This window comes from Pseudomonas sp. BMS12 (assembly GCF_001592875.1).
In the GTDB taxonomy this organism is placed as follows: domain Bacteria; phylum Pseudomonadota; class Gammaproteobacteria; order Pseudomonadales; family Pseudomonadaceae; genus Aquipseudomonas.
The window spans coordinates 419,630-433,026 of the sequence record NZ_LSOF01000005.1 but is presented as its reverse complement, the minus strand read 5'-3'; the positions used below and the strand labels follow the sequence as shown (position 1 = coordinate 433,026).

The window sequence follows — 13,397 nt, the reverse complement described above, 5'->3', positions numbered from 1 at the left end:
TCCCTGGGACGAATGATTGCCCGTGTAGAATCCGTTTGAAATTGGCCTTTTCACAACTGATCGTTCGGATTTGACCAACGCTATGCAATACGACCTGACCGATCTGCGCCTCTTCGTGGCGATTGCCGAGGCGCGGAACCTGACCCGTGGCGCCGAGCGCGTGCATCTGGCGCCGTCCTCCGCCAGCCATCGCATGCGCCTGCTGGAGGAGGCCATCGGCACACCATTGCTGGTGCGTGAGCCCCGTGGCGTGAGTCTGACCCGCGCCGGCGATGCCTTGCTGCGTCACGCTCGCCAGGTCTTCGCCCAGCTCGAGCAGATGCACGCGGACCTCGCGCCCTATGCCCACGGCGTGCGCGGCCATGTCAGCCTGTGGGCCAATACCCACGCCACCCACACCTTCCTGCCGGACAGCCTGGCGGCCTTCCTGCGCCAGCATCCGCAGGTCAGTATCTCGCTGGAGGAGCACACCAGTCCGGAAGTGGTCATGGCGGTGGCGCGCGGCGAGGTGGAGGTCGGCGTGGTGGCGGACCTGATCGAGGGTGCCGAAGTCGAGCTGCTGCCCTATCGCGCCGACCGCCTGGTGCTGATCGCCCCGCCCGAGCATCCGCTGGCGGCACGTGCCAGCGCGCCCTTCGCCGCAGTGCTGGCGCATCCTTTCGTCATGCTGCATGCCGGCTCGGCCATCCATACCTTCACCATGAACGCGGCGGCCGCGCTCGGGCGGCATCTGGAGGTGCGTATTCAGGTGCGCAGTTTCGAGGCGGTGTGCCGCATGGTCAGTGCCGGCGTCGGCATCGGCATGGTGCCGCGCAGCGCCATCACGATGAGTGCTTCCCGCGTGCCGCTGGCGGTCATCGAACTGGACGAGTCCTGGGCGCAACGCGACCTCAAGGTCTGCGTGCGCAAACGCGAGCTGCTCTCGGGTTTTGCGGCGGATCTGGTCGGCTGCCTGGTGGGGGGCGAGCTGGCGAGCTAGTTGGTTGCGGCTGCGTGCTTCGGCAGGGCGATGGAGATCAGCGCGGCCAGCAGGACGAAGACCGTGGAGATCCACAGGCAGGCTTCCAGGCCATGATGCTGGTAGACCCAGCCCGACAGCAGGGTGCCGATCAACCGGCCCAGGGCATTGGACATGTAGTAGAAGCCCACATCCAGCGAGACGCCGTCTTCCTTGGCGTAGCTGACGATCAGGTAGCTGTGCAGCGAGGAGTTCACCGCGAACAGCGCGCCGAACAACATCAGGCCGCCAATGAGCACGAGCTGTGGCGACCCGCCGACGGTCAGGCCCAGGGCGATGGCCGCCGGCAGGCTTGCCAGGAGCGCCGCCCAGGCGCAGGCGCTGCGCCCGTCGGGCACCTGGCCGCGCTGCTTGCCAGTGATATGCGGGGCGAGCGACTGCACCATGCCGTAGCCAATGATCCAGGCAGCCAGGAAGCCGCCCACCCACCAGAAGTCCCAGCCCAGCACGCTGCTCAGGTACACCGGCAAGGCCACCACGAACCACACGTCGCGGGCGCCGAAGAGGAACAGGCGCGCGGCCGAGAGGATGTTGATCGCCCGGCTCTTGGACAGCAGGTCGCGGAACTTCGGCTTGGTCTTGGCTTTGCCCAGGTCCTTTTTCAGCAGCACCAGGCTGGCCAGCCAGATCAACGCCAGCACGGCGGCCATGGCCAGCACCGCGCCGGTGAAGCCGAGCAGGGCCAGCAGCGCGCCGCCGAGGAAGAAGCCGACGCCCTTGAGCGCGTTCTTCGAGCCGGTAAGGATCGCCACCCACTTGTAGAGGGTGCCCTGCTGGCTGTCTGGTACCAGCAGCTTGATCGAGCTCTTGGCGCTCATCTTGTTGAGGTCTTTGGCGATACCCGACAGCGCCTGCGCGCCCATCACCCAGGCAATGGTCAGCCAGGCGGCGGGCACCGTGAGCATCAGCAGGGCCAGCACCTGCAAGCCCAGGCCGATATTCATGGTGCGGTTCAGGCCCAGGCGCGCGCCCAGGTAGCCGCCCACCAGGTTGGTGATAACGCCGAAGATCTCGTAGAACAGGAACAGCGCGGCAATCTGCAGCGGCGTGTAGCCCAGCGTGTGGAAGTGCAGCACCACCAGCATGCGCAGGGCGCCGTCGGTGAGGGTAAAGGCCCAGTAGTTGCCGGTGACCAGCAGGTACTGGCGCACTTCCGCAGACAGAGCTGACAACGCCTTCATGATCGCCGATTACCCTGCCGCGCCGACCATTCGCGCCAGCGCCACCGCGCGGTTGGCGTATCCCCACTCGTTGTCGTACCAGGCGTAGATCTTCACCTGGGTGCCACCCACCACCATGGTCGACAGCGCATCGATGATCGACGAGCGCGGATCGGTACGGTAATCGATGGACACTAGCGGCCGCTCCTCGTAACCGAGGATGCCCGCCAGCGGCCCAGCGGCGGCCGCCTTGAGCAGGGCATTGACCTCGTCCACCGTAGTGGCGCGCTCGACCTCGAACACGCAGTCGGTCAGCGAGGCGTTGGCCAGCGGGACGCGTACCGCGTGGCCGTTCAGCTTGCCGCGCAGTTCGGGGAATATCTCGGCAATCGCGGTGGCCGAACCGGTGCTGGTGGGGATCAGGCTCATGCCGCTGGCGCGGGCGCGGCGCAGGTCCTTGTGCGGCTGGTCGAGGATGCTCTGGGTGTTGGTCAGGTCGTGAATGGTGGTGATCGAGCCGTGGCGAATGCCGAGGTTCTCGTGGATTACCTTGACCACCGGGGCCAGGCAGTTGGTGGTGCAGGATGCAGCGGTGACGATGCGGTGCTGCGCCGGGTCGAACAGCTGCTGGTTGACGCCCATGACGATATTCAGCGCGCCGGCTTCCTTCACCGGCGCGCAGACCACCACGCGCTTCACCCCCTGGTCGAGGTAGGCCTGCAGTACGGCGACGGTCTTCATCTTGCCGCTGGCCTCGAGCACCAGGTCGCAGCCACTCCAGTCGGTGTCGGCGATGGTCTTGTTGGCCGTGACCTGGATGCGCTTGCCATCGATCACCACGGCGTCGGCGTCGCTGCCCGCCTCGTGTTGCCAGCGGCCATGCACCGAGTCGAAGTTGAGCAGGTGGGCGTGGGTGGCGGCGTCGCCAGCCGGGTCGTTGATCTGCACGAACTCCAGCTCGGGCCAACTCCAGGCTGCGCGCAGGGCCAGACGGCCGATGCGGCCGAATCCGTTGATACCGACTTTGATGCTCATGGTCATGCTCTTTAGGGATGGGGGAGGGAACCGGGGATTCAGCAACAGGCCGCTTGGCGCTGCGGGCGATTGCCCATGGTGTCCAGGCGCCTGGCATCGTCGTCGAGCCAGTGCGTGTTGGCCGCCAGCACGTCGGCCAGCATCTGGCTGACCCAGTTCGGCAGCTCGGGGTGCAGGCGGTAGTAGACCCACTGGCCTTGCCGGCGGTCCGCCAGCAGGCCGCTGGTGCGCAGCTGCGCCAGGTGGCGGGAGACCTTGGGCTGGCTCTCACCGAGTGCGCAGGTCAGTTCGCACACGCACAGCTCGTTCTCGCGGGCGATCAGCAGCATCAGGCGAGCGCGGGTCTCGTCGGCCAGACATTTGAAAACGTCGGTGGGAGTCATGCGGGTTTCCAGGGCTGGCTGGAGGATGAATATATGTTTTGGCGAATATATGGAAATTCGCATGTGCTGTGAAGGCTCTTTTTCCCATGCAACGCCAGCCCAAAAAAAACGGGGCCCTGGGGCCCCGTGCTGTCCTGAGTGTGGATCAGGCTCGTGCTTGTTTCAGCGTCTCGGCAATCATGAAGGCCAGCTCCAGCGACTGGTCGGCGTTCATGCGCGGGTCGCAGTGGGTGTGGTAGCGGTCGGACAGGCCGTCCTCGGTGATCGGCCGCGAGCCGCCGATGCACTCGGTGACGTTCTGCCCGGTCATTTCGATATGAATGCCGCCGGCATGGGTGCCTTCGGCGCGGTGCACCTGGAAGAACTGCTTCACCTCGGAGAGGATCTGCGCGAAGTCGCGGGTCTTGTAGCCGCTGGAGGCCTTGATGGTGTTGCCGTGCATCGGGTCGGAACTCCACAGCACCTGGCGGCCTTCTGCCTTGACCTTGCGCAGCAGGCGCGGGAAGTTGGCCTCGACCTTGTCGGCGCCCATGCGCACGATCAGGTTGAGGCGGCCCGGATCGTTGTCCGGGTTGAGGATGTCGATCAGGCGGATCAGCTCGTCCGGGTCCATGCTCGGGCCGACCTTGACGCCGATGGGGTTCTCCACGCCGCGCATGAATTCGACATGGGCGCCGTCCAGTTGGCGGGTACGGTCGCCGATCCACAGCATGTGTGCGGAGCAGTCGTACCAGCGCCCGGTGAGGCTGTCCTGGCGTACGAAGGCTTGTTCGTAGTTGAGCAGCAGGGCCTCGTGGGCGGTGAAGAAGCTGGTTTCGCGCACTTGCGGTTGGGCGTCCATGCCGCAGGCGCGCATGAATGCCAGGGTCTCGTCGATGCGGTCGGCCAGCTGGCTGTATTTCTCACCCAGTGCCGAATTGCTGATAAAGTCGAGGTTCCACTGGTGCACCTGGTGCAGGTCGGCGAAGCCGCCCTGAGCGAAGGCGCGCAGCAGGTTGAGGCTGGCGGTGGCCTGGTGGTAGGCCTGCAGCAGGCGCTCCGGGTCGGGCACGCGGCTGGCGGCGTCGAAACCGATGCCGTTGACGATATCGCCACGGTAGGCGGGCAGGGTCACGCCGCCGATGGTCTCGTCGTTGGCCGAGCGCGGCTTGGCGAACTGGCCGGCCATGCGCCCGACTTTCACCACCGGGCAGCCGGCGGCGAAGGTCATGACGATGGCCATCTGCAGCAGCACCTTGAAGGTGTCGCGGATCTTCGCCGCGCTGAACTCGGCGAAGCTCTCGGCGCAGTCGCCGCCCTGCAGCAGGAAGGCGCGGCCCTGGGTCACTTCGGCGAACTGGCGGCGCAGCTCGCGGGCCTCACCGGCGAATACCAGCGGCGGGTAGCCGGCCAGGGTCTGCTCCACGCGGGCGAGGTGGGCGGCGTCGGGGTACTGCGGCTGTTGCTGGATCGGCTTGCCTCTCCAGCTATCGGGACTCCAGGCGTGCATCGGCTTCTCGGCTATCGGCTAGTTCATGCGGACGGGCATGGTAACCCCGTGCGCCTGCGCAGGTCAGCCGATAAGCGCGATAGAGCGGCTGAATGGCGCAGTCGGTGGTGCATGTCCTTGTAGGCGCGGTTGCCTTGATCGGGCCGGCTCCAGGCGTGGCTAAAGCGGAGTACTGCCCGGCTCTCCTGCGAAAGCAAGAGCGGCTTGGGTGTCGGCTATGGCTCTTCGGTAGTGGTTTTAGTCGCGATGGGCTGCGTGTACGGATCGCGGCTGAAGCCGCTCCCACACCGGAAGTTCGTGCGAATCACCCTGTTGGTTACGGGAGAGAGGGCATCCGCAGGGGCCTGCCTACCAGCGAATACTCGGCTGCTGGCAGGGAGGCCCCTGGCGGATACGTAACCGGCGTCTGCATCCCGACAGCACAGCTGGGAGGGCAGGCGACTGCGTTTCCGGATTGGCTCCGGTGTGCGGTGCTCTTGACGGCACCTGCAGACTGGCGAGGGAGTGCCCTCTGCCTAAGCCTCTCCTGCGAGCGGGAGAGGACACGAGATTGTCCGGACTCGGGGTGAACCCCGAGCCAGGCGATCCCGCTCCCGGATTGCATCCGGGACGGTGCTCTTGCTGGCACCTGATGAGTGTCGAGGGCTTTACCCCTCTGTCAGTCCCTCTCCCGTGAACGGCAGAGGAACTGGTACATGGCCCGCAGGCGCAGATGCCGGCCGGAAGCCGGCAGCTTTGCCCTTGGGTTACATGGCGCTGGCCGGCTGCAAGGCCCCGGCCGCTGCCTGGCGCGGCAGTACGTCGCGGGCCGGCAGGAATTTTCCATAGCCCCGGGTCTTGCCCAGGTCTTCCGGGTATTCCAGGCCACGGCGGTAGGCGATGCGGCCGTTGATCAGGGTGACGTCCACCGCCGCGTCGTTGCGCTTGACCACGCGCTCCAGGCCGATCACTTCCATGGGCGCTTCGCTGATTTCATCCAGCTCAGCGGTCAGACCCTCGGGGTTGATCACCACCAGGTCGGCGCGGTCGCCGACGCGGATATGACCGGCGTCGACGCCGATGAAGTCCGCCAGTTCGCCGCTGCAGCGGCGCACGGCCTGGCCCAGTTCCATGAAGGGCTCGCCGGCCAGCTGGGCGTCACGCACGTACTTGAGAAAGCGCAGCGGGAAGTTGTACTGGGCAATGGAGCGCAGGTGCGCGCCGGAATCGGCGAAGCCGGGGTGGGTCCAGGGGCTGGACAGCAGCTTGCGCATGATCGGCTCGCGCTGGTTGCCGTAGCAGGTGGTCCACTTCAGCGCCTCGCGGTACTGGCAGGCCAGCTCGAAGTAGGCGTCCACCGCGTCCAGGCCACGGCTTTCGCCGAGCTGCTTGAAGTTCTTGCCGACCATCGAGGCGTCCGGGCACTCGGTCACCCAGCAGTCGGAGAAGTCGCGGTGCCACAGGCCCTTGGTCAGCACGGCCTTGACCTGTTTCTTGAACAGGGCGCGGAACTCCGGCTCCTTGACCTTGCTGTACAGCTCGTCCGGGTCCTTGATGTCGCGCAGGATCTCGCCGGCGCCGAACTCCTCGAAGGCGTTCACGTTGAGCCCTTCCAGGCGCAGGGTGAACGGCCCCGGCAGGGTCTGCCAGCGGAAGTGGCCGCGCAGGACCTTGTTCGCCAGCCAGCCGGAGAGGCGGGTGAAACGGTGCAGCAGCGGCTGTGACTTGAGGTCCAGGGCGGTGAGCATGGTGCACTTGAGCGGTTTGCGGAACCAGCCGTGGGCCTGCCAGAGGAAGGCGAACACGTTGACCTTGGTTACCGCGTTGGGCGCGCCCTGCATCACCGCGCCGCGGCGGCGGAGGATGGCGAACAGACGCGAGAATTCCTTCCAGCTGGCGAAGGTCGAAGGCAGCGGGCTGGACCAGGCACGGTCGCCGTCCATCTTGTCCAGGCGGGTGGTCATCACCGACAGGCCGATGCAGCCGGCGTCCAGCGCCTCTTCCAGTAGCTGCTCCATGCGCTGCAGTTCGGCTTCGGTCGGCATCACCTTGCTGGTGGCGCGCTCCAGGCCCATCACTGCCACGCGCAGCTCGGAGTGGCCGAGGAAGGAATTGACGTTGGGGCCCAGCGCCAGCTGGTCGTAGAAGGCGCGGTAACCGGCGGCATCGCGCCAGGTCTTTTTCTCCTGCAGGATCGGCAGCACGTATTCGCGCGGCACCGCCTCGACGCGGGTGAACAGATCCGAGCAGTCCTCGGCGTCGGCCAGCACCATGCTGATCGAGCAGGAACCGATGGTTACGCTGGTCACGCCGTGGCGTACCGATTCCTTCAGCGCCGGCGCGGCGATCACTTCGGCATCGTAGTGCGAGTGGATTTCCAGAAACCCTGGCGTGACCCATTTGCCGGCGGCGTCGATCACCTCGCCACAGCCGCTTTCATCCAGCGGGCTGAGGCTGAGTACATCGATGCGTCCGTCCTTGATCCCGACATGCCGCTGCGCACCGGGAGCGCCGCTGCCGTCGAAGTAGAGACCGTTCTTGATGATGATGTCGTAGCTCATGGGAACTCCTCAGCGCGGCCAGAGCAGCAGGGCGCCGGTGACCAGCAACAGGCAGTAGATGGCGATGCGGAAATGTTGCTCGCTGACACGGCGGTGCAGGCGCTCGCCCAGCCACACGCCGAGCAATAGCAGCGGGGCGTAGGCGGCGACCTGTGGCAGCGCCGGCAGCAGGCGACCGTCGGCCAGGAAGGCCAGAGTCAGCAGGCTGTTGAGGGTGAACCAGACCGTGACCAGGGTGGCGCGCAGGCGCGCCTTGTCCAGCTCGGTGCCGGCCAGGCCGTAGACCAGCAGAGGCCCGCCGGAGGCGAACAGGCCATGGCTGATGCCGGCGCCGAGGGTGATCAGGCGGGTCAGCCAGGCGGGGCGCACCTTGGCCGTGGCGCCTCGTTGCAGGCGCCACAGTTCGCGTCCGGCGAACCACAGGATCAGGGCACCGAAGCCGACCTTGAGCAGCGCCGCGTCCAGCCAGGGCAGCAGCAGGTAGCCGAGCAGCGTGCCGGCGACCATGCCCGGCAGGATGGTGCCGAGTAGCAGGCGGCGGTCGATGAGGCGCCAGTGGCGGCTGACCAGGTAGCCGGTCATGCAGATGTTCAGTGGCACCAGTACCGGCAGCAACTGGTCGATGGGCAGCAGCAGCGCGCCCAGGGATAAGGCGATGACGATGCTGCCGAAGCCGGTGATGGCCTCCAGGGTGTAGGCCAGCAGGATGAAACCGCCGAGGGCGTAGGAAGCGATCATGCACTCGCTCCTGCGGGGGCTGGCAGTTCGCCGGCGAAGCGCTGGCTCATCTTGCGGTAGTACAGGCCCGGCGCTGCGCGCCAGAGCAGGCTGGCCAGCCAGCTGCCGCGGTCCGGGAACAGGCGTTCGCGGCCACTCACCAGGGCCTTGAGGATTTCCTCGGCCATCCAGTCGGCACCACGCACCTTGCCAATGGTCGAGCGCGCATGGCCGGCCGGCTTGCCGTCGGCGCCCAGGGCATTGCGATCGATGGGGGTGTCGAGAAAGCTCGGGTATACCATCAGCATGCCGATGCCATCCTGCGCCAGCTCCGCACGCAGCACCTCGAAGGATTGGCTCAGCGCGGCCTTGGCGGCGCAGTAACCGGCGCGGCCGAGCACCGGCATCCAGCCGGCCATGGAGCCGATGGCGGCGACCTGGCCTCGGCTTTCGCGCAGCAGCGGCAGGGCGGCCAGGGTCAGCTCCAGCGGGGCGTGGTAGTCCACCGCCATGACCTTGCGGAACACGGCCGGGTCGGTCTGCACGGTCGGCGAGCGGTGGGTGATGCCGGCGTTGTTGAGCAGCAGGTCGAGGCGACCGAATACGGCGCGGCAGGCGTCGATCAATTGCCGATGCAGCGCGGGATCGGTGATGTCGCCGGACAGCCCTTCGACCCGTTCGCTGCCCAGCTCGGCGACCCGCGCGGCCAGGCCGGCGGCGTCGATGTCGGTGAGCAGCAGGTTGTCGCCGCGGGCATGGCAGGCCTTGGCCAGCTCCCAGCCGAGGCCGCTGGCGGCGCCGGTGATGAGGACGGTGCGCATCATTTATCTCCCACGGCGGCCAGCGATGTGGCCGGGATTTCGACGGGGCGGCGCGACCACAGCAGCGCCAGGGAAAGGCCGGAGACCAGATGCCAGGTGCCCCAGAACGCGGCGATCAACAGCATGCCGCTGGCCTGGGGGAAGAAGGTGAAGATGATCACCAGGCCCAGTGCCGAGTTCTGAATGCCGACTTCCAGGGTCACTGCACGGCGGTCGGCCACTGGTAGTCCGGCCAGGCGGGCACTGAGGTAGCCGCACGACAGCGCCAGGGCGTTGTGCGCCACCACCAGCCAGAAGAACAGGTGGAAGTGGCTGAGGAACTGGTCGAAGTTACGGCCGAAGGCCAGGCCGACGAAGGCCAGCATCACCAGCAGGGCAAAGACCCGTAGCGGCTTCTCCACCTTGTGGGTCAGCTGCGGGAACCGGCGGCCGACGACCATGCCCAGCACCAGCGGTACGCCCAGTACCAGCAACACCATCAGCAGCAGGCTCAGCGGGTCCATGGCGATTTCGGTGAGCAGTGGCCGGGTATGCGGGTTGAGCCAGGCGTACAGGCCGAAGTTGAGTGGCGTCATCACGCTGGCCGCGAGGCTGGAGACGGCGGTCATGCTCACCGACACGGCAACGCTGCCGCGGGCCATCCAGGTCATGATGTTGGAGAAGCTGCCGCCCGGGCAGGCCGCTACCAGCAGCATGCCCAGGGCCAGCTGCGGATCGATGTCCAGTGCCCAGGTGGCGAGGCAGGTCAGCGCGGGCAGCAGGATGAACTGCGCCAGCAGGCCTATCATCGGAGCCTTGGGCTCGCGCAGCACGCGGCGGAAGTCGTCGACGCGCAGTTCCAGCGACACGCCGAACATCATCAATGCGACGATCAGGTTGATCAGCACCAGGCTGGAGGGGTCGAACTGCAGGTGTACGTCACCCATCTCAGGACTCCCGCGCCAGGTTGGCCGCTGGTGCCTTGGGGGTGTCCTGGTCGAGTTCGGCCTTCAGCTCGGCGATATGCCGGGCGATGGCACTGCGATAGCTGTCCTTGTGCACGTAATAGGCCATGCGCTCCAGCTTCAGGTAGGCGAAACCACCATCCAGGCGCTGGCCAACCTGGGCCTGCACGGTATCGCGCAGGCGTTTGGCCGCCGGCGTGGCGTATTGCTGGTGAACAATCGCCAACGCCACCAGCTCGGCCTGTTCGGCGCGACCTTGCCAGCCCAGGCCGGACGCCTCGACCATGCCGAGCATGAACAGGTCGTCGTGCAGCGGGTGGAAGACGTTGAGATACAGCTGCGGTGCACCGGCATCTTGCGGCCAGTTCAGCTCGGCGCGGTCGATGAAGGGGTAGTCCAGCTTGTAGCCGGTGGCCTGCAGGATCAGGTCATAGTCGGCCTTGTCGCCATTGGCGAAGGTCACGGCGTGACCGTTGACCGCCTGGATGTCGCCGCGCGGCTGAATATCGCCATGGCCGAGGTGGTGCAGGACCAGCGAGTTGAGCACCGGGTGCGATTCGTAGAGCTTATAGTCCGGGTCCGGCAGGCCGTACTGCGAGGGCTTGCCGACCAGCACACGCACCAGCAGGCCGTCGATCAGCTGCTTGAGGCGGCGTGGCAGCTTCACGGCGCCGCCGAAGGTGTCGGTGGGCTTGCCGAGGATGAACTTGGGCAGGAAGTGGTAGCCGCGACGGACCGAGAGGTCCACCGACTTGGCGCGGTGCACGGCATCTACCGCGATATCGCAGGCCGAGTTGCCGCAGCCGACCACCAGCACGCGCTTGCCAGCGAAGATTTCGGCGCTCTTGTAGGCGCTGGAATGCAGCAGTTCGCCGGCGAACTGGCCGGGCAGTTGCGGCTGATTGGGCGTGTGCAGGGTGCCGTTGGCGATCAGCACGCCATCGAACAGCCACTCGCGCTGGCGTCCCTCATGCTCGCTGACCAGGCGCCAGCCGCGGTCGAGGCGCTCGACGCGCACGACTCGGGTGTTGAACTGGTAGTGCTGGCGCAGGCCGAAGTGCTCGGCGTAGTCGCGAAAGTACTGGCCGATCTGGCTATGGTGCGGGTAGGACGGCACCGAGTCGGCCATGGGGAACTCGGCGAAGGCCGTGGTGCCCTTGGAGGAAATCAGGTGGGCCGACTCGTACATGGTGCTGTGCGGGTTGGCGATGTCCCACAGGCCACCAACATCGGTATTCAGCTCGAAGCCGACGAAGGGAATACCGTAGCGCTGTAGCTGGCGGGCAGCGGCCAGACCCATGGGGCCGGCTCCGATGATGGCATGCATGCAAGGCGTCTCGATTGTGTTTCTATAGTTGTTCCGCAAGCATATGCAGCCCCGTCCGAGTCGTAACGGCTCAATCAGGACGCTTCCTCGGTTAATTCAGGACCTCATGAGCAGCACGCCTTCCGTCACCGTTCACTACGCCCAGGCCATCCTCCAGGCCGCCGAGCGCCTGGCTCTGCCGTTGCCCGATGCCCTGCGCGAGCTTGGGCGCGAGGCGCGTATCCCCCTGGCTCGTCAGGACGACCTGTGGGAGGCCTTCTGCAGCGCCGCTGAAGATCCGCTGGTGGGCCTGCGCCTGGGCAATGCCCTGCAGGTCGGCCATCTGGATATGGTCGGCGCGCTATTGATGAGCTGCGAGACCCTGGGCGAAGCGCTGGAAGCCCTGCTGGAGTACTACCCCATCGTCGGCGAGGGTGGCGAGTTCAGCCTGAGTGAGGAGGGCGCCGCGCTGCGCCTGGCCTATCAGCCGCATTACCGGGTGCGCCGCGAAGAACGGGTGGAGGCCGTGCTGGCCAGCCTGGCGCACATGACGCGCTGGATCACCGGTGAGCGGGCGCAGCCGCTGGAATTGCGTTTCGCGCATGGCCCGCAGGCGGGCGAGGCGCGCTATGTCGAGTTGCTGGGCTGCCCGCTGTCGTTCGCCAGTGGTGAAAACGCCCTGCTGTTCGAGCGCGCGGACCTGGCCACTCCGCTGATTCAGGCCAATGCCCTGATGCGCGAGCATCTGCGTGGCCTGGCCAACGATCTGTTGCAGCGCCTGGGGCAGCAGAGCCTGGCGGTGCAGGTGCAGCAACAACTGCGTCAGCAGCCGCGCTGGGGCAAGGAGCGTATCGCCGAACAGCTGGAGCTGAGCGGTCGCCACCTCAACCGCAAGCTGGCCGAGGAGGGCACCAGCTTCAAGCTGCTGCGCGACCAGGTGCTGCACCAGATGGCCGAGCAACTGCTGCGCGACTCGCCACGCCTGGCCGATGTGGCCGAGGCGCTGGGCTTCTCCGACGAGAGCGCCTTCGCCAAGGCCTTCCGCCGCTGGAGCGGCATCACGCCGGGCCAGTTCCGCCAGGGGCTGGGCGCATGAATCCGGAGCTGGAAGAGGTCCTGTTGGAGGAAGTGCGCGACGCCTGGGGCGTGATCCGCGTACTGGAGGTGGGCGACTATCGCTTCCTCGAGTTCGGCGAGGCCATCGAACAGAGCTGTACCTACACCCGCGATCCCAGCTGGCTGGAGTACGACTACACCCGCGCCATGCTGATCGGTGCGCTGTGTCATGAGCAGCCCGAGTCGGCGCTGTTCCTTGGTCTCGGTGGTGGCACCCTGACCCAGGCCTGCCTGGAGTTTCTCGAGCTCGACGATGTCGAGGTGATCGAGTTGCGTCCGGAGGTGCCGCGTCTGGCCATCAAGCATCTGGGCCTGGCTGACGATCCACGCCTGACCATCCGCATCGGTGATGCTCTGGAGCTGGTTAGCACTGCGGAAAGCTGCGATCTGCTGTTCGTCGACCTCTACACCGATACCGGGCCGGCCGCCGCACACCTGGCCTGGAAGTTCCTCGAAGCCTGCCAGCAGCGCCTCAACCCCGGCGGTTGGCTGGTGATCAACCAGTGGGGCAACGACGAGGGCAAGCCACTGGGCGCCGCCTTGCTGCGCGGGCTGTTCCACCGCCATTACTGGGAGATTCCGGTGAAGGAGGGCAACGTCATTCTGCTGGTACCGGCTGGTCTGGAGCAGCCACTCGAGCTGGACGGTTTGCAGGCTCGTGCCGAAGCCCTGGCGCCGCGCCTGCGCTATTCACTGCAGCCGCTGCTGGATGTCTTGCGTCCGGCCAGTTGAGTACGCGTCATTCCCGCGCAGGCGGGAATCCACAGGCAGGCAGTACCTGGGCTTCCGCCTGTGCGGGAGCGACGATGAGTGATCGTTCAGCGTTCTAAGCATTTCGCGTCGAGGGTCTTGCGGAACCCTACCAGCA

12 protein-coding genes are annotated in these 13,397 nt (G+C 66.4%); 3 read left to right on the top strand and 9 right to left on the bottom strand.

Going from position 1 to position 13,397, the window contains the following annotated elements:
• Positions 1–82: 82 nt before the first annotated feature.
• Positions 83–979 carry a LysR substrate-binding domain-containing protein gene (locus AYB31_RS05445; RefSeq protein ID WP_068826539.1) on the top strand — a complete coding sequence of 299 codons (897 nt, stop codon included), beginning with the start codon at positions 83–85 and terminating at the stop codon, positions 977–979.
• Here AYB31_RS05445 and arsJ read toward each other — a convergent pair.
• The 9 genes from arsJ to AYB31_RS05400 form a co-directional block, all read right to left on the bottom strand.
• Entirely contained in the window at positions 976–2,199 is a 1,224-nt protein-coding gene (arsJ, locus tag AYB31_RS05440; RefSeq protein ID WP_068826538.1) for an organoarsenical effux MFS transporter ArsJ, read from the bottom strand. The two genes, AYB31_RS05445 and arsJ, sit on opposite strands and share 4 nt — an antisense overlap.
• Positions 2,200–2,208: 9 nt before the next feature.
• On the bottom strand, positions 2,209–3,213 hold the full coding sequence (locus tag AYB31_RS05435) for an ArsJ-associated glyceraldehyde-3-phosphate dehydrogenase (RefSeq protein WP_068826537.1): 1,005 nt from the start codon (positions 3,211–3,213) through the stop codon (positions 2,209–2,211).
• Between the two features lie 38 nt (positions 3,214–3,251).
• Entirely contained in the window at positions 3,252–3,596 is a 345-nt protein-coding gene (locus AYB31_RS05430; RefSeq protein WP_068826535.1) for a metalloregulator ArsR/SmtB family transcription factor, read from the bottom strand.
• A gap of 145 nt (positions 3,597–3,741) precedes the next feature.
• Positions 3,742–5,085, bottom strand: coding sequence for a class II 3-deoxy-7-phosphoheptulonate synthase (locus AYB31_RS05425; RefSeq protein ID WP_068826533.1), 1,344 nt, complete (start codon positions 5,083–5,085; stop codon positions 3,742–3,744).
• A 746-nt stretch (positions 5,086–5,831) separates the two neighbouring features.
• Positions 5,832–7,625, bottom strand: coding sequence for an N-acyl-D-amino-acid deacylase family protein (locus AYB31_RS05420; protein WP_068826532.1), 1,794 nt, complete (start codon positions 7,623–7,625; stop codon positions 5,832–5,834).
• A 9-nt stretch (positions 7,626–7,634) separates the two neighbouring features.
• Positions 7,635–8,363 carry a sulfite exporter TauE/SafE family protein gene (locus AYB31_RS05415; RefSeq protein WP_068826530.1) on the bottom strand — a complete coding sequence of 243 codons (729 nt, stop codon included), beginning with the start codon at positions 8,361–8,363 and terminating at the stop codon, positions 7,635–7,637.
• Complete coding sequence (locus tag AYB31_RS05410; protein ID WP_068826529.1) at positions 8,360–9,163, bottom strand: SDR family NAD(P)-dependent oxidoreductase; 804 nt, start codon at positions 9,161–9,163, stop codon at positions 8,360–8,362. The genes AYB31_RS05415 and AYB31_RS05410 overlap by 4 nt, the downstream gene beginning before the upstream one ends.
• Complete coding sequence (locus AYB31_RS05405) at positions 9,163–10,089, bottom strand: bile acid:sodium symporter family protein (protein ID WP_068826527.1); 927 nt, start codon at positions 10,087–10,089, stop codon at positions 9,163–9,165. The genes AYB31_RS05410 and AYB31_RS05405 overlap by 1 nt, the downstream gene beginning before the upstream one ends.
• Position 10,090: 1 nt before the next feature.
• On the bottom strand, positions 10,091–11,434 hold the full coding sequence (locus tag AYB31_RS05400; RefSeq protein WP_068826526.1) for a flavin-containing monooxygenase: 1,344 nt from the start codon (positions 11,432–11,434) through the stop codon (positions 10,091–10,093).
• A 106-nt stretch (positions 11,435–11,540) separates the two neighbouring features.
• Between AYB31_RS05400 and AYB31_RS05395 the strand changes: the two genes are divergently transcribed.
• The gene (locus tag AYB31_RS05395) at positions 11,541–12,509 is read left to right on the top strand and encodes an AraC family transcriptional regulator (RefSeq protein ID WP_068826524.1); all 969 of its coding nucleotides are present in this window, start codon (positions 11,541–11,543) and stop codon (positions 12,507–12,509) included.
• Positions 12,506–13,261, top strand: a complete 756-nt coding sequence (locus AYB31_RS05390; RefSeq protein WP_068826522.1) for a spermidine synthase — start codon at positions 12,506–12,508, stop codon at positions 13,259–13,261. The genes AYB31_RS05395 and AYB31_RS05390 overlap by 4 nt, the downstream gene beginning before the upstream one ends.
• Positions 13,262–13,397: the final 136 nt, after the last annotated feature.